Source organism: Brevirhabdus pacifica, assembly GCF_002797755.1.
Lineage (GTDB): Bacteria > Pseudomonadota > Alphaproteobacteria > Rhodobacterales > Rhodobacteraceae > Brevirhabdus > Brevirhabdus pacifica.
In genome coordinates this window covers 1,475,279-1,497,032 of the sequence record NZ_PGFI01000011.1, presented here as the reverse complement: position 1 = coordinate 1,497,032, position 21,754 = coordinate 1,475,279, and the positions used below count along the sequence as shown (strand labels likewise).

Here is a 21,754-nt window from a genome sequence, read left to right as displayed (position 1 = left end):
CCGGCGCGGTGGCCGGGCCCGCCCTGGCGGGTTTCCTGACCGGGCTGTCGCTGATCCTGGCGATCGGAGCGCAGAACGCTTTCGTGCTGCGTCAGGGGCTGATCGGGCGCCACGTCTTCTGGCTGTGCCTGCTGTGCGCCATGTCCGACGCGGTGCTGATCGCGCTGGGGGTGGCCGGGTTCGGCGCGGTCGCGGCCCTGTACCCCGCACTGCCCCGGATCATGGCGCTGGCAGGCGCCGCCTTCCTGCTGGTCTATGGCGCGCTGCGTCTGCGGGCGGCCTGGCAGGGCGGCGGCGCGCAGATGGTGGCCGAGGGCGGTCGCGGCCTGAAGGGCACGCTGCTGGTGGGCCTCGCGCTGACCTGGCTCAACCCCCATGTCTATCTGGATACGCTGGCGCTGATCGGCGCGGTCTCGACCGGCTTTGCGGAGGGGGCGCCGCGCCTGGCCTTTGGGGCCGGCGCGGTCGTCTCGTCCTTCGTCTTCTTCTTCTCGCTGGGCTTTGGGGCGCGGCTGCTGTCGCCCATCATGTCCCGCCCCGGCGCCTGGCGCATCATCGACGCGGGCATCGGCCTGGTGATGTGGGCGCTGGCGGCGGGGCTGCTGCGCGGGGCTCTGGCCGGCTGAGCCGTCAGCTCAAAGCGCCGTCCAGCCGCCGTCCAGGCTTATCGCGGTGCCGGTGATCTGGTCGGCCACCGCCGAGCACAGGAAGGCCGCGGTGCCCGCGATCTGCTCGACCGTGACGAATTCCTTCGAGGGCTGGCGCGCCAGCAGCACGTCGCGCACGACCGTCTCGCGGTCCATGCCGTATTCCTTCATCGTGTCCGGGATCTGTGCCTCGACCAGCGGGGTCAGAACGTAGCCCGGGCAAATGGCGTTGCAGGTGATCGCCTCCTCGGCCGTCTCGAGGGCCACGGTCTTCGACAGGCCCACCACCCCGTGTTTCGCCGCCACGTAGGCCGACTTGAACGGAGAGGCCGTCAGCCCGTGGGCCGAGGCGATGTTGATCACCCTGCCCCAACCCGCCTGCCGCATCAGCGGCAGCGCCGCCGCCGTGGTGTGAAAGGCGGCACTCAGGTTGATAGCGATGATCTGGTCCCATTTCTCGGACGGGAACCGGTCGATCGGGGCCACGTGCTGGACCCCGGCATTGTTGACCAGGATATCGCAACGCCCGGCCTTCTCGACCAGGGCGCGGCACTGGGCGGCGTCGCTCATGTCACCCTGGATATACCGCACCTGGCGCCCGGTCTCACTGGCGATCTCCTCGGCAAGGGCGTGGTCGGCCGCCGTGTCGGTGAAGGAATTCAGGACCAGATCGGCCCCCCGCTCCGCCAGCGCCCGGGCAACACCAAGTCCGATGCCCGAGGTCGATCCCGTAACCACCGCAAGCTTTCCGCCGAGTTCCATCGCATTTCCCTTCCGTGACGATTCGCGCCGCTGCGTCACCGGTTCTGGCGGTGGACGTGCGGCCCCTGGTTCGGGCAGAAGGAAGGGCATAAAAAAAACGCCCGCACAAGGCGGGCGTTAAGTTATTGAGGCAGGTTTCATACAGGCAAGAAACCTATCGAGCAGTGACACCTTTATACGCAACTCGCCGCTCAGGGCCAAGCTAAAAGTTTGAACACATTGAATTCACTGCGTAGGCTTGCCGCCAGTAAAACAAGGTAAGCGAGGGATTGTCGCCGATATGCTACCAAACCTTTTCCAATGGCTGAGCGGGGCCGGAGCCTTAATTTGTGGCGTTTTTGCGGCAAATGTCGCATGGGCCGAGCCGAGCCACGGCATCGCCATGTATGGAGAGCCCGAACTCCCGGCGGATTTCAGCGCACTTCCCTACGCCAACCCCGATGCCCCCAAGGGCGGACGTATCGTCATGGGCGAGGGCGGCGGCTTCGATTCGCTCAACCCCTACATCCTTAAAGGCACTGCCCCTTACGGTGTGCGGACCCACGTGGTCGAATCGCTGCTGGGCCGCAACTGGGACGAACCTTTCAGCCTTTACGGCCTCTTGGCCGAGACTGTTGAGACGCCCGAGGATCGGTCCTGGGTGGAATTCACCCTGCGCCCCGAGGCCCGGTTCTCCGACGGCTCGCCGGTCACGGTCGAGGACGTGATCTGGTCCTACAAGACCATCGGCACCGAGGGCTCGCCCCGCTACACCGGCTCGTGGTCCAACGTCGAAAGCATCGAACAGACGGGCGAGCGCAAGCTGCGCATCACCTTCAAGAACGACGACCGGGAACTGGCGCTGCTGATGGGCCTGCGCCCCGTCCTCAAGAAGGCCCAGTTCGACGGCCGCGACTTTGCCGAAAGCTCGCTTGAAAAGCTTGTCGGTTCGGGCCCCTACGTGATCGGCGACTTCGAGCCGGGCCGCTTCATCGTCTTCGAGCGGGACGAGGATTACTGGGGCAAGGACCTGCCCTTCATGCGCGGTCAGGCCAATATCGACGAGGTCCGCTATGATTACTTCGGCGACGGTAGCGTCATCTTCGAGGCCTTCAAAGCCGGCAACCTGACCACCTACCGCGAGTTCAACGAGGCCAAGTGGAACGCCTCCTACGACTTCCCGCGCGTTCGTTCGGGCGATGTGGTGAAATCGGTCTTCCCGCACAAGCGCCCCTCGGGGATGGTGGGTTTCGTGATGAACACCCGCAAGGACATGTTCCAGGACTGGCGCGTCCGCGATGCCCTCATCCACGCCTTCAACTTCGAGTTCATCAACGAGTCGCTCAACGGCGGCTCCAAGCCGCGGATCACCTCGTATTTCTCGAACTCGGTCCTGAGCATGGAGCCGGGCGCCGCGGGCCCCGAGGTCGCGGCCCTTCTGGAGCCCTTCCGCGACGAGCTTCTGCCCGGCGCGCTTGAGGGGTATACCCTTCCCGAAGGGGATGGCTCGGAAGCCAACCGGCGCAACATCCGCAAGGCGCTGAAGCTTTTCCAAGAGGCCGGCTATTCGGTCAAGGATGGCGTGATGACCGGCCCCGACGGCAAGCCCTTCACCTTCACCATCCTGCTTCAGCAGGGCGCGTCCGAAAACCGGGCCATCACCTCGATCTACATCGAGGCGCTGAAGCGTCTGGGCATCGACGCCAAGGTCGAGACGGTCGATGCGGCCCAGTACAAGGAACGCACCAACCTTTACGATTTCGACATGACCTATTTCCAGCGCGGCCTCTCGCTCAGCCCCGGAAACGAGCAGAAGCTCTATTGGGGCTCGCAGGGCGTCGAGGAGCCGGGCACGCGCAACTGGATGGGCATGAACTCCCCGGCGGCCGAAGCCATGATCGACCGCATGCTGACGGCGACCGACCGGTCGGATTTCCTGTCGGCGGTCAAGGCGCTGGACCGGATCCTGACGACCGGACGCTACGTCATCCCGATCTGGTATCGCGACGTATCGACCGTCGCCCATGTGAAGGAACTGAAATACCCTGAAAAGCTGCCGATGTATGGCGATTGGCTGGGCTTCCAGCCCGACGTCTGGTGGTACGAGGAAGACTGATCCGGCGGGCGGGCGCCCGGCGCCCGCCCCTCTCCGGCCCCTTGCGGGCCCTTTCGTCGGAACCTTTCACTCCCCGGCCCATTGAGGCGGTAGAAACACGAAAGGAACGCGACATGGACTGGACGTTGGTCAAGGACAACTGGCCCGCCTTCATCGAGGTGATCACCGCGCGGTGGCCTCGCACCACCCAGAACGACCTGATCGGGATCGACGGCGACCGCGCCCAATTCACCCGCTACCTCGCCGAGAAGCATGCCCTCACCCCCACCGAGGCCGAGGAAGAGATCGGCCTGTGGCTTGAAGGTCCGATCCCGGTGGATGTCGCCACCGACGAGCATCACGACAACCAGTCGATCACCGAAAGCGGGCGCCACATCCCCGAGGGCGAGGATGTCTATTCCGACGACCGCGAATTCGGCGACGACAACGTGGCCGAACCGCCGCTGGGCCGCGACTGACTCAGCGGGGCCAACGGCCCCTTATCCGGCGGCCTCGCCCCTCCCTCTCGTGGCCGCCGGACTTCGATCATTGCCCCAGGCTTGATGCTGCACACCCCTGCCCGCGCCCCGGTCTTGCACCCCGCGAAAGGCAGGCGTAGCAGAGGGGGCATGTCACAGACCGACCCCCTCTCGATCCACGCCGAGGCCCCGCCCGCGCCCGCGCCCCGCGCCTTCAATATGGCGGCCTACGTGCTGGCCCATGCCGATGACATGCCGGCGCGGCTGGCCCTGTCGGTGCTGGCTCCTGATGGTGGGTCCGAGGACTGGAATTACGATGATCTGCGCCGCGCCGTCCTGGGCACGGCAGGCGCGCTTCTGGCGCGCGGGTTTCAGGCCGGCGACCGGGTCCTGCTGCGGCTGGGCAACACGGTCGACTTCCCCATCTGCTACCTTGCCGCGCTTTCGGTCGACATCGTGCCGGTCCCCGTCTCGTCCCAGCTGACGGCGGCAGAGCTTGCCCCGATCCTGGACGAGATCGCGCCGGTCGCGATCCTGGCCGACAGCCGCCTGGCGCTGCCGCCCACCGACGGGCCCGTCCTGACCGAAGAGATGCTGCGCGAAATGCGGGGCGCCGATCCGGCGGTCCCGGTGATGGGCGATCCCGACCGGCTTGGCTACATCATCTATACTTCCGGCACCTCGGGCCGGCCGCGCGCCGTGATGCATGCCCACAGGGCCGTTTGGGCGCGGCGGATGATGCACGCCGACTGGTGCGGGTTGGGCCCCGACGACCGGCTGCTGCACGCAGGCGCCTTCAACTGGACCTACACCCTGGGCACGGGGCTGATGGACCCCTGGACCGTGGGGGCCACGGCCCTGATCCCTGCCGAAGGCACACCGATCACCGCCCTGCCCACGCTTCTTGCCCGCCACGGCGCCACGATCTTCGCCGCCGCCCCCGGCGTCTTCCGCAAGCTGTTGAAAGACGGCGGGCCGCTGGATCTGCCGGCGCTGCGCCACGGGCTTTCCGCGGGCGAGAAGCTGCCGCCCGCAACCGCCCGCGCCTGGCAACAGGCCACCGGCACCCCCATCTACGAGGCGCTGGGCATGTCCGAATGCTCCACCTTCATTTCGACCGGGCCCGAACGCCCCGCAGCGCCTGACAGTTCGGGCTTGCCCCAGCGTGGCCGCCGCGTCGCCGTGGTCGACGAGGCCGGACAACCCCTGCCCCGCCGCACCCCCGGCATCCTGGCGGTCGACCGGGACGACCCGGGCATGATGCTGGGCTACCTGGGTCAGCCCGCAGAGACCCGCGACCGTTTCCGGGGCCAGTGGTTCCTGACCGGCGACACGGTATTGATGGAGGATTGCGGCTCCGTGCGCTATCTGGGGCGGGACGACGACATGATGAACGCCGGCGGCTACCGCGTCTCGCCGCTTGAAGTCGAGGCCGCGATGAGCGCCCATCCCGCCATCCTTGAAGCCGCGGCGTTCGAGGCGCAGGTCCGGGCCGACGCCAGCGTCATCGCCCTGTGCTACACCTGCCCGCCCGACGTCGAGGCACCGGAGGACGACACCCTTGCCGCCTTTGCCGCCGAGCGGCTGGCGCGCTACAAATGCCCCCGCATCTTCCGGCGCATCGACACGATGCCGGTCAATGCGAACGGCAAGATCAATCGCCGCGCGTTGCGCGAAGACCGGAAGGCAAGCCAATGATAAAACTCGACATAATCTCCGACCCGGTCTGCCCGTGGTGCTACATCGGCAAGGCCAATCTGGACCGCGCGCTTGCCGCGGCCCCCGATCATCCCTTCGCCATCGAATGGCATCCCTTCCAGCTGAACCCGGAAATGCCGCCCCAAGGCATGGACCGGCGCGAGTATCTGGAAACCAAGTTCGGCGGGCGCGACGCGGCCGTTCAGGTCTATGGCCGCATCGAAGAGGCCGCCCGCGCTGCAGGTCTGGAAATCAACTTCGCCGCCATCAAGACCACGCCCAACACCATCAACGCCCATCGCCTGATCCACTGGGCCGGGATCGAGGGTCGCCAGACGGCAATCGTCTCGGCGCTGTTCAAGGCCTATTTCGTCGAGGGGCGCGACATCGGCGCCACCGACGTTCTGCTGGATATCGCAGAGCATTGCGGCATGGATCGTGCGATGGTGCAGACCCTGCTGGAGGGCGACGCCGATCTGGCCGAGACCCGCGCCCGCGACGCCCACACCCGCGAACGCGGCGTCACCGGCGTGCCGACCTTCGTGGTGGCCAATCAGCATGTCCTTCCGGGGGCGCAGCCGCCCGACCTCTGGGCGCGGGTGATCGAGGATATCACCCAGCAGCTCGCCGAGGCCAACGCGGCAGGCACCGATGATGGCAGCGCTAATGGGACCAACGGGGGGGCCGCGCCTGAAGGAACCGGCGCGTGACACCCGTCCCGCCCGGAGGTGGTCCGCTCACGCCGCTGCCGGACCCCGGTTCTGACGCAGCGCCGGGTGCAGTCGCTGGCGATCTGGATAAGCAAGCGCCGAAGCACGGCTCTTACCTCGAATTCGTTGTCATCATGGCGTTGCTCTTCTCGGCCATCGCCTTTGCAATCGACGCCATGCTGCCCGCCCTGCCCCTGATGGCGGACACCCTGACGCCCGAGGCCCCGAACCGCATTCAGTGGGTCATCTCAAGCTTCCTGCTGGGGATCGGCCTTGGCACCATCGTCACGGGGCCGCTTTCGGACGCGGTGGGCCGGCGGCCGGTGATCCTTGGCGGGTTGGTCGTCTATGCTTTGGCCGCGGTCCTTGCCGCGCTAAGCCAAAGCCTTGAAGCGATGCTAGCGGCCCGCGTTCTTCAGGGGCTTGGTGCCTCGGGCCCGCGGGTGGCGGTGATGGCGCTGGTGCGCGACCGGTTCTCGGGGCGCGACATGGCGCGCACGAGCTCCTTCATCATGAGCTTCTTCACGCTGGTCCCGGCCATTGCCCCCACGCTTGGTGCCGGGCTGATGGCGGCCTTCGGCTGGCGGGCGATCTTCGTAGCCTTCGTCATCTTCGCGCTGATCGCGGGCGTTTGGTTCATGGCGCGTCAGCCCGAGACCCTGCGCCCCGAGATGCGCCGCTCGCTCCATCCCGGGCCGATACTGGTTGCCTTGCGTGAGGTCCTGACCAACCGTCAGGCGCTGCTGACCACCCTGGCCCAGGCCCTGGCCTTTGCACTGCTTTACATAATTCTGGCCTCGTCTGCGCAGGTCTTCACGACCACCTTCGATGCCGCCGATACCTTTCCCTTCTGGTTCGGGGTGATGGCGCTGCTGTCGGCATTCTCGACCTTGCTGAACGCAGTGCTGGTGGGTCGGCTGGGGATGCGCAACATCGTCTCGGTGGTCTTTGCGATCCAGCTTGTCCTGTCGCTTGTGACCCTGTTGATGAACGGTCCGCTCTCCTGGCCCGAGGGGCTGGCTTTTCCGGCGTGGATCTTCTGGCAGACCTCGATCTTCTTCACCGCCGGCATGACGATTGGCAATCTCAACGCGTTGGCGATGGAGCCGCTGGGCCACATCGCGGGCACCGCGGCCTCGGCCATCGGGGCGTTTTCGACCATCGTCGGGGTGCTGCTGTCGGTGCCGGTGGCGGCCGCCTATGACGGCACGCCCTTCTGGCTGGCCTTCGGCGCGGTGCTGGTGGTGGGCAGCGGTCTGGCGCTGATCCGGGCGAGTTGAGGGGCGGCCTCAGGCCTTGCCGCCCCTCGCCACCGATTTGGAAGCTGTCTTGCCAGAAGGCTTGGCGGGCGCCGCCTTCTGGGCAAGATCGCGGGCGATGGCGAAGGCGCCCTTGATCTTCTCGGCGTCCTTGGTCCAGTCGCGCATGACCACGATCTTGTTGTCGCGCACCTTGGCCTGACCCTTCTGGTCGTGGACGAATTCCACCAGCCCCTGCGGGTTGGGGAAGTGGTCGTTGTGGAACTGGATCGTGACGCCCTTGGGGCCGCCGTCCAGCTTGGCGATGCCGGCGCGCTTGCACATGGCCTTGATCCGCACGATCAGCAACAGCGTGTTGACCTCGCGCGGGAGAGGGCCAAACCGGTCGATCATCTCGGCGGCAAAGCCCTCCAGCTCGACCTTGGTGGCCAGCGACGACAGCCTGCGGTAAAGCCCCAGCCGCACGTCGAGATCGGGCACATAGGCCTCGGGGATCAGGACCGGCACGCCCAGATTGATCTGGGGCGCCCACTGGTCGTCGGTCTGGCTCAGACCCTCGCCCTCGCCGGCCTTGATCTTGGCGATCGCCTCTTCCAGCATCTGCTGGTAAAGCTCATAGCCCACATCGCGCACGTGGCCCGACTGTTCCTCGCCCAGAAGGTTGCCTGCACCGCGAATGTCCAGATCCTGACTGGCCAGCGTGAAGCCCGCGCCCAGCGTGTCGAGCGAGCCCAGAACCCGCAGCCGTTTCTCGGCCGTGGCCGTGAGCTTGGCGCGGGGCTTGGTGGTCAGATAGGCATAGGCCCGCGTCTTGGACCGCCCGACCCGGCCCCGGATCTGGTAAAGCTGGGCCAGACCGAACATGTCGGCCCGGTGCACGATCATGGTGTTGGCGGTAGGAATATCCAGACCGGATTCCACGATCGTGGTCGCCAGCAGCACGTCATACTGCCCGTCGTAGAAGGCGTTCATCCGGTCATCCAGATCCCCCGCCGCAAGCTGGCCGTGGGCCACGACATAGCTGACCTCGGGGACCTGCTCGGTCAGGAAAGCCTCGATCTCGGGCAGGTCGGTCAGACGGGGCACGACAAAGAACGACTGCCCGCCGCGATAGCGTTCGCGCAGAAGCGCCTCGCGGATGGTGACGGTGTCGAACTCGCTGACATAGGTGCGGATCGACAGGCGATCGACGGGCGGCGTGCCGATGATCGACAGATCCCGCACCCCCGACAGCGACAGTTGCAGCGTGCGCGGGATGGGTGTGGCGGTCAGCGTCAGCACATGGATGTCCGAGCGCATCTCCTTCAGGCGTTCCTTGTGCTGGACGCCGAAATGCTGCTCTTCGTCGATGATCAGAAGGCCGAGGTTCTTGAACCGCACCCCCTTGGCCAGAAGCGCATGGGTGCCGATGGCGATGTCCACAGTGCCGCGCGATATGCCGTCGCGGGTGTCGGCGGCGTCCTTGGCGGAGACAAAGCGCGACAGCTGCCGCACCTCCATCGGGAAGCCGCGGAACCGGTCCGAGAAGCTTTTGGCGTGCTGACGCGCCAGCAGGGTCGTGGGGGCGATCACGGCGACCTGCATGCCGCTGGCGGCGGCGATGAAGGCCGCGCGCATGGCGACCTCGGTCTTGCCGAACCCCACGTCGCCACAGATCAGCCGGTCCATGGGCTGGCCGCTCGCCAGGTCCGCGACCACATCCATGATGGCGTTCTGCTGGTCGTCGGTTTCCTGATAGGGAAAGCGCGCGCTGAAGGCGTCCCACATGTCCTCGGGCGGCTCCAGCATGGGCGCCGTGCGCAGGGCGCGTTCCGCCGCAACCCGGATCAGCCGTTCGGCGACCTGGCGGATCCGCTCTTTCAGTTTGGCCTTCTTGGCCTGCCAGGCACCACCGCCCAGCTTGTCCAGCAACCCTTCCTCGTGGCCATAGCGGCTGAGCAGCTCGACGTTCTCGACCGGCAGGAACAGCCGGTCGCCGCCCGCGTATTCCAGCAGCAGGCATTCGTGGGGCGCACCCATGGCGGTGACGGTTTCAAGCCCGCGGTAGAGGCCGACGCCGTGGTCTACGTGCACCACCAGGTCACCCGGGCTGAGGCTTTGCGCCTCGGTCAGGAAGTTGTCGGCGCGCTTGCGCCGCTTGGCCGAACGGATCAGCCGGTCGCCCAGCACGTCTTGCTCCGAGATCACGGTCAGCCCGTCGGTCTGGAAGCCCGCTTCCAGCGGCCACACCGCCAGGTGGACGCCACCCGACTTGCGGCTGCCCGGGGTGGCGTCGCTGTCCGGCACGTCGCGGAAATCAGAGATCAGGCGCGTGTCGGCAAGCTCCTCATCCTCCAGCAGACCCTGAAGGCGTTCGCGCGCCCCCTCGGAATAGCTGGCGATGATGACCGGACCCGAGGCGCGGCGCGCCTTCACATGGGCGGCCAGCGCCTCGAACAAGTTGATGCTGTCCTGCTGACGCTCGGGCGCGAAGCTGCGGCCGATACGGCCGCCCGCGTCGATGACCCCGGGCCCCGTCGCCTGGGGCAGCACCGACAGGTCAAGCCGCCGGCGGGGACCCAATGCCCCGTCGAACGCCCCCTCGTCCAGATACAGCAACCCCGGCGGGGCGGGTTTGTAGACCGAGTCCAGGCGCGCCTTCTTGACCAGCGCCTCGCGGCGGTTGTCATATTGGTCGGCGATGGTTTCCCAACGGGCCAGCCGGATCGCCGTGGTCTGGTCGTCCAGCACGACCGGCGCCCCCGGAAGATAGTCGAACAGCGTCTCAAGCCGCTCATGGAAGAAGGGCAGCCAATGTTCGATACCCTGGTGCTTGCGCCCCGCGCTCACCGCCTCGTAAAGCGGATCGTCGGTGCCGGCGGCGCCGAACTCGGTGCGGTAGCTCTGGCGGAACCGGGCGATGGCCTCGTCATCCAGAATGACCTCGGAAACGGGCGCCAACTCGACCGCGTCCAGCTTCTCGGTTGTCATCTGGGTCGCGGGATCGAACCTGCGCGCCCCGTCCAGAACATCGCCGAACAGGTCAAGGCGCACCGGCCCGTCCTGTCCCGGCGGGTAGATGTCGATGATGCCGCCGCGCACGGCATAGTCGCCCGGCTCGGTCACGGTGGGCGATTGGGTAAAGCCCATGCGCACCAGGAACTGGCGCAACTGTTCCTCGTCGATCCGCTCGCCCACCCGGGCGGCGAAGCTGGCACCGCGCAACACCTCGCGGGCCGGCAGCCGCTGGGTCACGGCGTTGACCGTGGTCAGCAGCACGAAGCGCCCCGTGAACCCGGCCGCCAGCGCCGCCAGCGTGGCCATCCGTGCCGCCGAGACATCGGCGTTGGGCGACACGCGGTCGAAGGGCAGGCAATCCCAGGCCGGGAAGGTCAGCGCGACCACATTGGGATCGAAGAAGGCCAGCGCCGCGCGCATCGCCTCAAGCCGGCGGTCGTCGCGGGCGACATGGATCACCGGGCCGCCGGCGCGCTCCAGCTCCCGCAGGACGATCTTTGCGTCGAAGCCCTCGGGCGCGCCGCTGACGGTTATGTGGTCTTTGCTGGACATGGCTGGCGAAGTACCGCCTTTCGGGGCGAAGTCAACCGGCCAGGGGCCCCAGGCGCAGGTTCTGGAACATACCCCACATGGAGGTGATGAAGATCGCGTTCATGCCGATGACCTGGGTCCAGAACCGGTGCCAGCGCAGAACGGGAAAAAGCGCCTCGTCGCGGATGTCGCGGCTGGCGATGCGCGAGGCGGTGCGCATCGACAGCGCCCCCACCAGCACCAGCGGGCAGAACAGCAGGAAAAGCGCCTGGCACAGCTCGACCCCGTAGCCAAATCCAAGGGCCGCCAGCATGGTCAGCGCGAAAAAGACGATGCCCACCAGGACCGCCCCCGCCTCCCGGGCGATATAGAGCAGCCGGCGCACGTAGATCCCCACCAACGCGTTCAAATCGTCCATTGCCCGACCGCCCTGGCGCTTGGCCCGCGTGACCATGTCGTAGGGGACGCCCAGAACCCAGTGACTGGCCGTTGACCAGATCACCGCCAGCACGATCCAGAACCACAGGTTCGAAAAGGAACGCATGTCGATCAATTCGAATATGGTGGCAAAAGCATCCATGGGCGACATCCGCTGGCAGTGAGGTTGGCGAAGACTATCCGCCGGGATCGGGGATTCCTACCCTTGAGATGCCCCCCGAACCGTGCGATTTCGGCATGAGGCCAAGAAGGATCACCCCATGCAACCCGTCACCGCCCCTTTTCCCGCATCCCGCCCCCGCCGCCTGCGCCGCACCGGCGCGATCCGCGACCTGGTGCGCGAGACGCGGCTTGCCACGGGCGACCTGATCTGGCCCCTCTTCGTGCGCGACGGCGAGGGGATAGAGGAGCCGGTGGCCTCGCTGCCGGGGGTGAGCCGGCTGTCGATCGACCGGCTGGTCGATGCCGCCGCCACGGCCCGCGACCTCGGGATCCCGGCGATCTGCCTTTTTCCCTACACCGACCCGGCCCTCAAGACCGAGACCTGCGAAGAGGCGTGGAACCCCGACAACCTGTCCAACCGCGCCATCCGCGCCATCAAGAAGGCGGTCCCCGAGATCGCGGTGATGACCGACATCGCCCTTGATCCCTACAACGCCAACGGCCACGACGGGATCGTGCGCGATGGCGTCATCGTCAACGACGAGACGGTCGAGGCGCTGGTGCGCATGGCCCTGGCCCAGGCCGAGGCGGGCGCCGACATCCTGGGTCCCTCGGACATGATGGACGGGCGGATCGGCGCGATGCGCGCGGCCCTCGAGGAGGCCGGGCACAACGACATCTCGATCCTGTCCTATTCCGCCAAGTTCGCCTCTGGGTTCTACGGGCCGTTCCGGGACGCGGTCGGCGCCAGCGGCGCGCTGAAGGGCGACAAGTCCACCTACCAGATCGACCCGGCCAACGCCGACGAGGCGATGCGCATGATCGCCCGCGATCTGGCCGAGGGTGCGGACATGGTCATGGTCAAGCCGGGCATGCCCTACCTCGACATCTGCCGCCGCGCCAAGGACCGCTTCGGCGCGCCGACCTTCGCCTACCAGGTCTCGGGCGAATACGCGATGATCGAGGGGGCGGCGCGCCAGGGATGGATCGACGGGGACAAGGTGATGATGGAAAGCCTGCTGGCGTTCAAGCGCGCCGGTTGCGACGGCATCCTGACCTATTTCGCCCCCCGCGCCGCCCGCATGCTGGCCGAGACCCGCCAATAGCCGCGCATCCGCCCCGGTGGGGCGCGCAGAAGGTGACAGGCCCGCACGGGTCGGATATAACGCAGGCGACCGCCCGGATAAGGGCGGCAGAGCAGATCGAGGGCACAGACATGAGCAGCATTATCCGCCAAGGCACCCGTGAGGGCGTTCACGGTTCGACCGGCACCGAGGCCGGGCGCAACACCCGCCGGGGCTTTCTGATCGGCGCGGGCGCCCTGACGATGACGACCGCCGCCTGCGGCAACGGCGTCGCCAGCCGGGGACCGGCGGCGGCGGACGCGCGGGTCGATGCCGCGCTGAACTACATGTACCGCACCGTTCCCGGCACCGAGGAGCTGTCGCGCAAGGCGGCCGGCGTGCTGGTGATGCCGCTCATCACCAAGGCCGGTTTCGGCGTCGGCGGCAGCTACGGGCGCGGCGCGCTGCGCATCAACGACGTGACGGTGGACTATTATTCGGCCACCCAGGCCACGCTGGGCCTTCAGATCGGCGCCCAGCAATATGCCCACGCACTGTTCTTCATGACGCCCGAGGCGTTGCGGGAATTCCGCCGCTCCCCCGGCTGGGCCGTGGGCGCGGACGTGGAATACGTGGTCAGCAACCGGGGCAACAACCTGGGCGTCGAGACGACGACCGTGCTCGACCCGGTGATCGCCGTCGTCTTCGGACAATCGGGCCTGCTGGCCGGCGCCACCATCGAAGGCACCAAGTACAACCGCATCATTCCCTGAGGCTTTCACGTCCCGGGAAACGCAAAAGGGCGGGCCATGTGGCCCGACCTTCGCGTCTTTGGGTGGCGGTAGGCGCTTAGCCGTCGATCCCATTGAGCCGGCGGATCAGGCTCGAGGTGTCCCAGCGCCCGCCGCCCATCTTCTGCACGTCCTTGTAGAACTGATCGACCAGCGCCGTGACCGGCAGGCTGGCGCCGTTGTTGTCGGCCTCGTCCAGGCAGATCCCCAGATCCTTGCGCATCCAGTCGACGGCGAAGCCATGTTCGAACTTGTCGTCCAGCATCGTCTCGTAACGGTTCGCCATCTGCCACGATCCGGCAGCCCCCCCGGCGATCACGTCGACCACGGCGCGCCCGTCCAGACCGGCCTTCTGGGCGAAATGCAGCCCCTCGGACAGGCCCTGAACCAGGCCGGCGATGCAGATCTGGTTGACCATCTTGGTCAGCTGGCCCGCGCCGCTGTCACCCATCCGCCGGCACAGCTTGGCATAGGCGTCGATCACCGGCTCGGCCCGGTCGAAGGCCGCCTGGTCGCCGCCGCACATCACGACCAATGCGCCGTTCTCGGCCCCCGCCTGGCCACCCGACACGGGTGCATCGACAAAGCAAAGCCCCGCCTTCTCGGCCACCGCAGAAAGCTCGCGCGTGACCTCGGCGGAAACGGTGGTGTGGTCGACGAAGACCGCCCCCGGCTCCATCGCCCCAAGCGCCCCGTCGTCGCCCAGACAAATGCCGCGCAGATCGTCGTCATTGCCGACGCAGGCCATCACCAGCTCGGCGCCGCGGGCGGCCTCGGCAGGGGTGGCGGCGGCGCGGCCGCCATGCTCGGACGCCCATTTCTCGGCCTTCGCGGCCGTGCGGTTATAGACCGTCACCTCATGCCCGGCCTTGGCCAGATGCCCCGCCATCGGATACCCCATGACCCCGAGTCCGAGGAATGCCACTTTCGCCATCTTGCCCTCCCGCAATTGCGCTTGTTTCGCTTTGTCCTTAACAAACGAATTCGAGGCAACGGTCAACCGGACAGGACGGGCGCACAGGCATGGCACTGGCATTTCGCTGGCTTTTAAGGATATTCGTCGCGCTGGTGGTGCTGGCGGTGCTTGCGTTGTCGCTTGTCTACTATTTCGCCTCGCGCTCGCTGCCCGACTATACGGCGGAATATCGCGTGCGCGGCGCCGAGCAGCGGATCGAGATCATCCGCGACAATGCCAATATCCCCCACATCATGGCCAAGACCGACGAGGATGCGTTCTTTGGCCTCGGGCTGGTCCATGCCCAGGACCGCCTGTGGCAGATGACCCTGCGCCGCCGCCGTGCCCAGGGCCGCATGTCCGAGGTCTTCGGAGAGCGGATGCTGCCCACCGACGAGCTGATGCGCCGGCTGGACCTCTACCGGCTGTCGGTCCGCTCGTTCCAGGCGATGGAGGCCGAGGACCGCGCCGCGCTTGAGGCCTACTCCCGCGGCGTCAACGCATGGATTGACATCGTCAACCGCGATGCGATGGGACGGGGCGCGCCCGAATTCTTCATGTTCTCCAACGCCATCGCCCCGTGGCAGCCGGCCGACTCCATCGCCATCGGCAAGCTGCTGGCCTTCGAGACGACAGACCAGATCCGGGCCGAGGTCCTGCGCGCGCAGGTTTCGCTGCGCCTGGACGAGCCGCGCCTGCGCGACATCCTGCCCGAGCCCAGCGGCCCGGCCCTGGCCACCTTGCCGCCCGTGACCGACGGCGGCCCGACCAGTCCCCGCCGGCGTGCGGCCCTGGCCGCACAGTCCGGCGCGCGCCAAAGCGCCGACAGCGCGGATGAGCCGGGGCTTGCCCTGGCCGGTGCCTCGAACGCCTGGGCCGCCGCGCCCAGCCGCGCCGCCAGCGGCGCCAGCCTGCTGGCGAACGACCCCCACAACCGGCTGACCGCCCCGACCCAGTGGTACCTGGCACGGCTTGAGCTGGAGAGCGGCGGCGTCATCGGCGCGACCATGCCAGGCATGCCCCAGGTCATGGCCGGGCGCAGCGACCGGCTGGGCTGGGGCATCACCTCGGCCTTCGCGGACGACCTGGATCTGTTCGTAGAGCGGCTGGATCCGGCCAATTCGCGCCGCTACGAGACCGAGGAAGGGTTCGTCCCCTTCCGCACCGAAAGCGCGGTCATCCGGGTCAAGGACGCGGCCCCGGTCACGATCACCCTGCGCTGGACCCGCAACGGCCCCGTCCTTCCGGGCAACCATTTCGACCTGAACAGCGTGACCCCCCCGGGCCATGTCATCGCCTTGTCCTGGACCGGGCTCAGCGATCGCGACACCACGATCGCGGGCTTCCGCGCGCTGATGAAATCGCGCACCACAGGCCAGGCGCTGAAGGCCGGCGAGCGTTTCGTAGCCCCCGCCTGGAACCTGGTTCTTGCCGACCGGCGCGGCATCGCGATGCAGACCGTGGGTGCCCTCCCCGAACGCTCGGACGAGCAGCAGGGCGAGGGGCGGCTGCCGACGCCCGGGCGTTTGGCCAGCAGCCCCTGGCGCGGCACCCTGCCCTACGCGGACAATCCCGGCTTCTCGGACCCCGAAGGCGGGATCGTCGGCAACACCAACAACCGCATGGTCGACCGTCCCTTCCCCCGCAACGTCAGCGGCAACTGGGGCGACATGCTTAGGATCCAGCGGTGGCGCCGGCTGATGCAAAGCCGTGGCGTCCACACCCGCGAAAGCTTCATCGAGGCGCAGCTTGATACCGTCAGCAACGCCGCCCGCACGGTGCTGCCGCTGATCGCGCGCAACCTGTGGTTCACCGGCACCGCCCCCGCCCAGGGCACGCCCGAGCGCAAGCGCCAGACCGCGCTGGAGCTTCTGGCCAACTGGAACGGCGAGATGAACGAGCACCTGCCCGAGCCGCTGATCTACGCCGCCTGGGCACGCAACCTGCAGCACCTTCTGATCCGCGACGAGCTGGGCGAGGTCGCCGACCGGCTGGCCCGGGTCGACCCGGTCTTCATCGAGCGGGTCTTCCGCGACATCGAAGGGGCGGGCGTCTGGTGCGACGTGGTCCAGTCGGCCGTTGTCGAAACCTGCACCGACATCTCCCGCGCCGCCCTCGACACCGCCATCGTCGAGCTGGAGGAGACCCACGGCGCCGGGCTGGAAAGCCTGCGCTGGGGCGACGCCCATCTGGCCGAGCATCGCCACCCGATCCTGGGCGACATCCCGTTGCTGTCGTGGTTCGTCAACATCCGCCAGTCGACAAGCGGCGGCGATCACACGTTGCAGCGGGGCCTGACGGCCGCCACGGGCAAGATGCCCTATGCCAACATCCAGGCAGCGGGCTATCGCGGGGTCTATGACTTTGCCGATCCCGACAGTTCGGTCTTCGTCACCGCCACCGGCCAGTCGGGCCACCCGCTCAGCCGCTTCTACGACAACCTCGGCGACCTGTGGCGGCGGGGGGAATACACGCCCATGAGCTTGGACATCGGCCTGGCCGCCGCCGCCGCCGTCGGACACACGGTCCTGCTGCCTGCGGCACAGCCACGCTAAGCCACACGCCCGGCGGAGTGCAACCTGCCGGGCGTGTGCTTCACGGGATCATTGGGAAACGTCCGGCCAAGACCGGATCAGAGGGCGGAGAACTGCTGTTTCTGACGCTCGGTCCAGTAGACCCGCATCTCGTAGCCGTCCTCGACCTGACGGTCCTCCTCGACGACGCCCTGCTCGAACAGCCAGGCGCGGCGTCGCCCCTCGGAAAAGCCCAAGGTCAGGGTCTCGCGCGTGCGGGGGGCCGCCAGCATGTCCGCGATACGGCCATAAAGCGCCTCGATCCCCTCGCCCGTCAGCGCCGAAAGCGCCAGCACGCCCGGATCACGCTCGGCCGTGGCAAGGACCGGGTCGCGGGCCTCGGCGGGCAGCGCGTCGATCTTGTTCCAGACCTCCAGCAGCGGTGCCTGATCGTCGATCCCCATGTCGGCCAGGATATGGCGCACGTCGGCGGCCTGCTCCTCGGACTGGGGATGGGCGATGTCGCGGACATGCACGACCAGATCGGCGTCCAGCACCTCTTCCAGCGTGGCGCGGAAGGCGGCGACCAGCTCGGTCGGCAGGTCCGAGATGAAGCCCACCGTGTCCGACAGGATCACCCGCGGGCCCGAAGGCAGCTCCACCGCACGCATGGTCGGGTCAAGCGTCGCAAACAGCATGTCCTCGGCCATCACCTCGGCGCCGGTCATGCGGTTGAAAAGCGTGGATTTTCCGGCGTTGGTGTAGCCGACCAGAGCCACGATCGGAAACGGCACCTTCTTGCGCGCGTCGCGGTGCAGCGCGCGGGTCTTGACGACCTTGTCGAGTTGCCGGCGCAGGCGCACCATGGCGTCGTCGATCGCCCGGCGGTCCGCCTCGATCTGGGTTTCGCCGGGGCCGCCGACAAAGCCGAGGCCGCCGCGCTGACGCTCGAGGTGGGTCCAGGCGCGGACCAGGCGCGTGCGCTGGTAACTCAGCGCCGCCATCTCGACCTGAAGCACACCTTCACGGGTGCGGGCGCGGTCCGAGAAGATCTCGAGGATCAGGCCAGTTCGGTCGAGGATCTTGACCTTCCACGCCTTCTCGAGGTTGCGCTGCTGGACGGGGGTGACGGGGCCGTCGATCAGGACAAGATCGACCTCGGCCTCTTCGAAGCGTTTGGCCAGCTCCTCGATCTTGCCGCTGCCAAACAGCAGGCCGGCGCGGGCCTTCGGAAGGGCCACGACCTCCTTGCCCACGACTTCGAGCCCCGGGAGGGCATCCCCCAGGGCGGCAGCCTCGTCCAGAGCGGCCAGCGCCTGTCGACGCTGCCGGTCATTGCGGATGTCGGGATGGATGACCCAGGCGCGGGTGACCGGCGCGTCGGTCGAGAACGGAGTGCTCAATCGTCCCCGTCGTAGAGATTGATCGGCTGGGCCGGCATGATGGTCGAAATCGCGTGCTTGTAGACAAGCTGGGACTGACCGTCGCGGCGCAACAGAACACAGAAATTATCGAACCAGGTAATGACGCCCTGCAGCTTGACCCCGTTGATGAGGAAAATGGTTACCGGGACCTTGGTCTTTCTGACGTGGTTTAAAAATGTATCTTGCAAGTTTTGTTTGTCCGCAGCCATTACATTTAGCCTTTTATTGTTAAAGCGGCCCTCCGACCGCTTTTCTTGTCGCCAGAGTATGTCTTGGCTTCACAACATATTCCAGCCCCAATCGGGCGAATTTCGCCTGTTATTGCTTACGCTTGCGTCAAGAGCGCCAGAAGTCCGGATTGAGCAGGGCGATGATGGCAAGGGTCTCCAGCCGCCCCAGGACCATGGCTCCCATCAGGATGAACTTGGCCGCGTCAGGCAATGTCGCGTAGGCAATCGGCGCCTGGGAGGCCACCTGGGCGATGGGCCCCGTCGTGGAAAGCGAGGCGATGGTCAGCACCATCGCCGGCTCGAACCCCAGCCCGGTCAGCGTCAGCGCCGTCATGATCAACGCGATCGACAGCGCGAAAAGCATGAAAAAGATCCAGGCGATATAGGCGCCCTGGCGACGGATGGAACGACCGGCGCGCCCTGCCCCGCCCACGGAGGAGGGGTGAACAAGTTTCTCCAACTCCCTGACACCGTGAGAATAAAGCGCGTAGACCCGCAACAGCTTGACGCCGCCCGCGGTGGTGGCCACCCCGCCCCCGACCAGCGCCAGGCCCATCAGGATCAGACCCGGTGTCTGCAAGCCCGACCAGTTCTGCGCCGCGTCCCAGTCAGCTGACACAAAGCCGGTGGTGCTGAGGAACGAGACCACGGTGAAGAACGCCCCCCAGAGCGACCGCAGCGCCCCTTCGGTGTTGGACAGGTCGTCCACCTCGATGGCGCCGTACCAGTGGCGCAGGAACAGCGCGACCGGCAGCGCCGCCGCGACCACGGCCGCCAGACGCAGTTCCGGGTCGTCGCGCAAATGGGCCAGCTTGCCGCTGCGCCGTTCGCTGGCGAAGGTCTGCCGCGACAAGGCGAAGATGAAGAAGACCGCGATCACGAACTCGGGCAGGAAGCCCGCCTCGACCACGCCGCCGGGGGGCATGATGCCGCTGGTCGACATGGTAGCCATCGCCGCCATCACCGAGAAATAGGGATCGCCCCCGGCCACGATCAGCAAGATCCACAGGGCCACCGTCAGCGACGAGTAAAGCGGCAGCAGGGTCTGGGTGAAGCGCACAAGCCGCTCGGTCGGGTCGGCGACATGGCTGATCTGGCGCATGGAGGTGGTCTGGCCCGCCTGGCGCAGGGATGTCACCTCGAACCCGCCCAGGTTCAGCGGCGCCAGGATCGCCGTGGCCGCCAGCCAGATCAGGAATCCGCCCATCCAGCCCACAAGCCCGCGCCACAGGTGGACCGCGTCGGGCACCGTGGCGGAGGGCTGAAATATGGTCGCGCCGGTCGTCGTCAGCGACGAGAGCATCTCGAAATAGACGTTCACGAACCGCAGGTTGGGGACCGCTTCGGACATGGGCACCGCCAGCACCAGCGGCAGCAGGGTGAAGCTGCCCAGAAGCGACAGCAGATGGCTGCGCGCGGCGCTGGACTGGGGGTAGTTGGCCGTTGCCAGCCCGATCAGCCCGGTGACGATCAGGAAAAGCGTGCCGAAGTAGAAATAGACGCGCGAGGTCGTGTAATCCGTCTGCGCCAGCGCGAATAGCGAGGGGATGAACATCGCCACGGCACCGATCCCCATGAGAAGGACGATGACCGGCAGGTTGAACAGGACCCGCATGGCCTAGAAGAAGTCCACAGAGACCTGCAACAGCCGTTCGACCTCGGGCACGTCTTCGGTCAGGGCGAAGAGGACGATGATGTCCCCCTCCTCGATCTTGGTGGTCGCCGTCGGGCGGATCACCTTGTCGCCCTTGCGCACCGCACCGACCAGCGCCCCTTCCGGGAAATCGATCTCGCGGATCATGCGGCCGGCGATGGGCGAGGTCGACAGGACCTGCGCCTCGATCACCTCGGCCTCGGCGTCGCCGATGGAGTAGATCGCGCGCACCCGCCCGTGGCGGATATGCTTGAGGATCGACGACACGGTGGTCGAGCGCGGGTTGATGTAGGCGTCGATGTTCATCGGCTCCAGCAGCGGCACCAGCGTCGGGTCGTTGATGAGCACGATGGCCATGGGGCAGCCCGCCGCCTTGGCGCGCACGGCCGCCAGCAGGTTGGTCTTGTCGTCGTCGGTCACGGCCAGGATGGCGTCGGCGCGCGAGATGTTGGCCTCTTCCAGCAATTCGCGATCCAGGCCGTCGCCGTTGAGAACGATTGTCCGCTCCAGCTCGTCGGCGGCACGCTCGGCGCTGGCGCGGTTACGCTCGATCACCTTGACGCGGACCCGGTCGGTCTGGGTCTCAAGCGAGCGGGCCACCGACAGGCCGACGTTGCCGCCGCCCACGATCACCACCCGCTCCTGCTTGCGGCTGGACTTGCCGAAGATCTCCAGCGTGCGCGAGACATCCTCGACATGGGCGATCAGGTAGATCTGGTCGCCCGGGAACAGCTGATCCCCCGGCTCGGGCGCGAAAAGGTTGCCCTTGCGCCGGATGCCCACGACGATGGCCCGCAGGGTCGAGAAAAGCTCAGAAAGCTGCTTCAGCGGCGTGTTCACCACCGGGCAGTTTTCCTCAAGCAGGATGCCCAGAAGCTGCGCATCGCCTTCAAGGAAGCTTTCGGTGTCGAAGGCCGCAGGCGCGTTCAACCGGCGCAGGGCGGCCTCGGCGACCTCGCGCTCGGGGCTGATCACCACGTCGATGGGCATATGCTCGCGGCGGTAGAGGTCCGAGTAGATCGCCGTCAGGTAGCTTTGGCTGCGCAGACGGGCGATCTTGCGGGTGATCGCGAAGACCGAATGGGCCACCTGGCAGGTGACCATGTTGACCTCGTCCGAGTGGGTGGCGGCGATGATCATGTCGGCGTCGCGCGCACCTGCGCGGTCCAGCACCTCGGGATAGGAGGCGAAGCCGGCGATGCCCTGCACGTCCAGCGTGTCGGTGGCCCGGCGCACGAGGTCGGGGTTGCTGTCGACGACGGTGACGTCATTGCGCTCGCCCGACAGGTGGCGGGCGATCTGCCAGCCCACCTGTCCGGCACCACAGATGATGACCTTCATGTCTCTGCCCTGTTGCGGCTGTCAG

17 protein-coding genes are annotated in these 21,754 nt (G+C 67.1%); 9 read left to right on the top strand and 8 right to left on the bottom strand.

Going from position 1 to position 21,754, the window contains the following annotated elements:
• Positions 1-8 precede the first annotated feature (8 nt).
• Complete coding sequence (locus tag CLV77_RS07235) at positions 9-626, top strand: LysE/ArgO family amino acid transporter (protein ID WP_236861003.1); 618 nt, start codon at positions 9-11, stop codon at positions 624-626.
• A 9-nt stretch (positions 627-635) separates the two neighbouring features.
• Here CLV77_RS07235 and CLV77_RS07230 read toward each other — a convergent pair whose 3' ends face one another.
• Positions 636-1,409 (bottom strand): 3-hydroxybutyrate dehydrogenase, encoded by a 774-nt coding sequence (locus tag CLV77_RS07230; protein WP_076978611.1) that lies wholly within the window; start codon positions 1,407-1,409, stop codon positions 636-638.
• Between the two features lie 280 nt (positions 1,410-1,689).
• On the opposite strand from CLV77_RS07230, the gene CLV77_RS07225 reads away from it, so the two are divergent.
• The 5 genes from CLV77_RS07225 (at position 1,690) to CLV77_RS07205 (ending at position 7,650) form a co-directional block, all read left to right on the top strand.
• Complete coding sequence (locus CLV77_RS07225) at positions 1,690-3,504, top strand: extracellular solute-binding protein (protein ID WP_076978612.1); 1,815 nt, start codon at positions 1,690-1,692, stop codon at positions 3,502-3,504.
• Positions 3,505-3,617: 113 nt separating this feature from the next.
• Positions 3,618-3,962: a CsbD family protein gene (locus CLV77_RS07220; protein WP_076978613.1), complete on the top strand. Its 345-nt coding sequence runs from the start codon at positions 3,618-3,620 to the stop codon at positions 3,960-3,962.
• A gap of 150 nt (positions 3,963-4,112) precedes the next feature.
• The gene (locus tag CLV77_RS07215) at positions 4,113-5,660 is read left to right on the top strand and encodes a class I adenylate-forming enzyme family protein (RefSeq protein WP_233128174.1); all 1,548 of its coding nucleotides are present in this window, start codon (positions 4,113-4,115) and stop codon (positions 5,658-5,660) included.
• The gene (locus CLV77_RS07210) at positions 5,657-6,370 is read left to right on the top strand and encodes a DsbA family oxidoreductase (RefSeq protein WP_076978614.1); all 714 of its coding nucleotides are present in this window, start codon (positions 5,657-5,659) and stop codon (positions 6,368-6,370) included. Before CLV77_RS07215 ends, CLV77_RS07210 begins: the two co-directional genes overlap by 4 nt.
• Positions 6,367-7,650: a multidrug effflux MFS transporter gene (locus CLV77_RS07205; protein WP_233128175.1), complete on the top strand. Its 1,284-nt coding sequence runs from the start codon at positions 6,367-6,369 to the stop codon at positions 7,648-7,650. The genes CLV77_RS07210 and CLV77_RS07205 overlap by 4 nt, the downstream gene beginning before the upstream one ends.
• 9 nt (positions 7,651-7,659) lie before the next feature.
• Here the strand turns inward: CLV77_RS07205 and mfd are convergent, their stop codons facing one another.
• Both mfd and CLV77_RS07195 read right to left on the bottom strand, forming a co-directional pair.
• Positions 7,660-11,178 carry a transcription-repair coupling factor gene (gene mfd / locus CLV77_RS07200; RefSeq protein WP_076978616.1) on the bottom strand — a complete coding sequence of 1,173 codons (3,519 nt, stop codon included), beginning with the start codon at positions 11,176-11,178 and terminating at the stop codon, positions 7,660-7,662.
• Between the two features lie 31 nt (positions 11,179-11,209).
• Positions 11,210-11,737 (bottom strand): component of SufBCD complex, encoded by a 528-nt coding sequence (locus CLV77_RS07195; RefSeq protein ID WP_076978617.1) that lies wholly within the window; start codon positions 11,735-11,737, stop codon positions 11,210-11,212.
• Positions 11,738-11,855: 118 nt separating this feature from the next.
• On the opposite strand from CLV77_RS07195, the gene hemB reads away from it, so the two are divergent.
• Complete coding sequence (gene hemB / locus CLV77_RS07190) at positions 11,856-12,863, top strand: porphobilinogen synthase (RefSeq protein ID WP_076978618.1); 1,008 nt, start codon at positions 11,856-11,858, stop codon at positions 12,861-12,863.
• 221 nt (positions 12,864-13,084) lie between these two features.
• Positions 13,085-13,594: a lipid-binding SYLF domain-containing protein gene (locus CLV77_RS07185; RefSeq protein ID WP_076980918.1), complete on the top strand. Its 510-nt coding sequence runs from the start codon at positions 13,085-13,087 to the stop codon at positions 13,592-13,594.
• Positions 13,595-13,670: 76 nt separating this feature from the next.
• On the opposite strand, the gene CLV77_RS07180 is transcribed toward CLV77_RS07185, so the two are convergent.
• The gene (locus tag CLV77_RS07180) at positions 13,671-14,648 is read right to left on the bottom strand and encodes an NAD(P)-dependent oxidoreductase (protein ID WP_083707879.1); all 978 of its coding nucleotides are present in this window, start codon (positions 14,646-14,648) and stop codon (positions 13,671-13,673) included.
• Between CLV77_RS07180 and CLV77_RS07175 the strand changes: the two genes are divergently transcribed.
• The gene (locus tag CLV77_RS07175) at positions 14,636-17,122 is read left to right on the top strand and encodes a penicillin acylase family protein (RefSeq protein ID WP_076978619.1); all 2,487 of its coding nucleotides are present in this window, start codon (positions 14,636-14,638) and stop codon (positions 17,120-17,122) included. The two genes, CLV77_RS07180 and CLV77_RS07175, sit on opposite strands and share 13 nt — an antisense overlap.
• A gap of 77 nt (positions 17,123-17,199) precedes the next feature.
• Here the strand turns inward: CLV77_RS07175 and hflX are convergent, their stop codons facing one another.
• The 4 genes from hflX to trkA form a co-directional block, all read right to left on the bottom strand.
• Positions 17,200-18,483: a GTPase HflX gene (gene hflX, locus CLV77_RS07170; protein ID WP_076978620.1), complete on the bottom strand. Its 1,284-nt coding sequence runs from the start codon at positions 18,481-18,483 to the stop codon at positions 17,200-17,202.
• Positions 18,480-18,713, bottom strand: a complete 234-nt coding sequence (hfq, locus tag CLV77_RS07165; protein WP_076978621.1) for an RNA chaperone Hfq — start codon at positions 18,711-18,713, stop codon at positions 18,480-18,482. Before hfq ends, hflX begins: the two co-directional genes overlap by 4 nt.
• A gap of 127 nt (positions 18,714-18,840) precedes the next feature.
• Positions 18,841-20,349 (bottom strand): TrkH family potassium uptake protein, encoded by a 1,509-nt coding sequence (locus tag CLV77_RS07160; RefSeq protein WP_076978622.1) that lies wholly within the window; start codon positions 20,347-20,349, stop codon positions 18,841-18,843.
• Between the two features lie 3 nt (positions 20,350-20,352).
• Complete coding sequence (trkA, locus tag CLV77_RS07155) at positions 20,353-21,729, bottom strand: Trk system potassium transporter TrkA (protein ID WP_076978623.1); 1,377 nt, start codon at positions 21,727-21,729, stop codon at positions 20,353-20,355.
• Positions 21,730-21,754 lie beyond the last annotated feature (25 nt).

Bases quoted from the DNA above. Each gene is read 5' to 3' on its own strand.
- CLV77_RS07230 (WP_076978611.1), bottom strand. From the start codon at position 1,409: ATGGAACTCGGCGGAAAGCTTGCGGTGGTTACGGGATCGACCTCGGGC.
- CLV77_RS07225 (WP_076978612.1), top strand. From the start codon at position 1,690: ATGCTACCAAACCTTTTCCAATGGCTGAGCGGGGCCGGAGCCTTAATT.
- CLV77_RS07220 (WP_076978613.1), top strand. From the start codon at position 3,618: ATGGACTGGACGTTGGTCAAGGACAACTGGCCCGCCTTCATCGAGGTG.
- CLV77_RS07215 (WP_233128174.1), top strand. From the start codon at position 4,113: ATGTCACAGACCGACCCCCTCTCGATCCACGCCGAGGCCCCGCCCGCG.
- CLV77_RS07210 (WP_076978614.1), top strand. From the start codon at position 5,657: ATGATAAAACTCGACATAATCTCCGACCCGGTCTGCCCGTGGTGCTAC.
- mfd (WP_076978616.1), bottom strand. From the start codon at position 11,178: ATGTCCAGCAAAGACCACATAACCGTCAGCGGCGCGCCCGAGGGCTTC.
- CLV77_RS07195 (WP_076978617.1), bottom strand. From the start codon at position 11,737: ATGGATGCTTTTGCCACCATATTCGAATTGATCGACATGCGTTCCTTT.
- hemB (WP_076978618.1), top strand. From the start codon at position 11,856: ATGCAACCCGTCACCGCCCCTTTTCCCGCATCCCGCCCCCGCCGCCTG.
- CLV77_RS07185 (WP_076980918.1), top strand. From the start codon at position 13,085: ATGACGACCGCCGCCTGCGGCAACGGCGTCGCCAGCCGGGGACCGGCG.
- CLV77_RS07175 (WP_076978619.1), top strand. From the start codon at position 14,636: ATGGCACTGGCATTTCGCTGGCTTTTAAGGATATTCGTCGCGCTGGTG.
- CLV77_RS07180 (WP_083707879.1), bottom strand. From the start codon at position 14,648: ATGCCAGTGCCATGCCTGTGCGCCCGTCCTGTCCGGTTGACCGTTGCC.
- hfq (WP_076978621.1), bottom strand. From the start codon at position 18,713: ATGGCTGCGGACAAACAAAACTTGCAAGATACATTTTTAAACCACGTC.
- CLV77_RS07160 (WP_076978622.1), bottom strand. From the start codon at position 20,349: ATGCGGGTCCTGTTCAACCTGCCGGTCATCGTCCTTCTCATGGGGATC.
- trkA (WP_076978623.1), bottom strand. From the start codon at position 21,729: ATGAAGGTCATCATCTGTGGTGCCGGACAGGTGGGCTGGCAGATCGCC.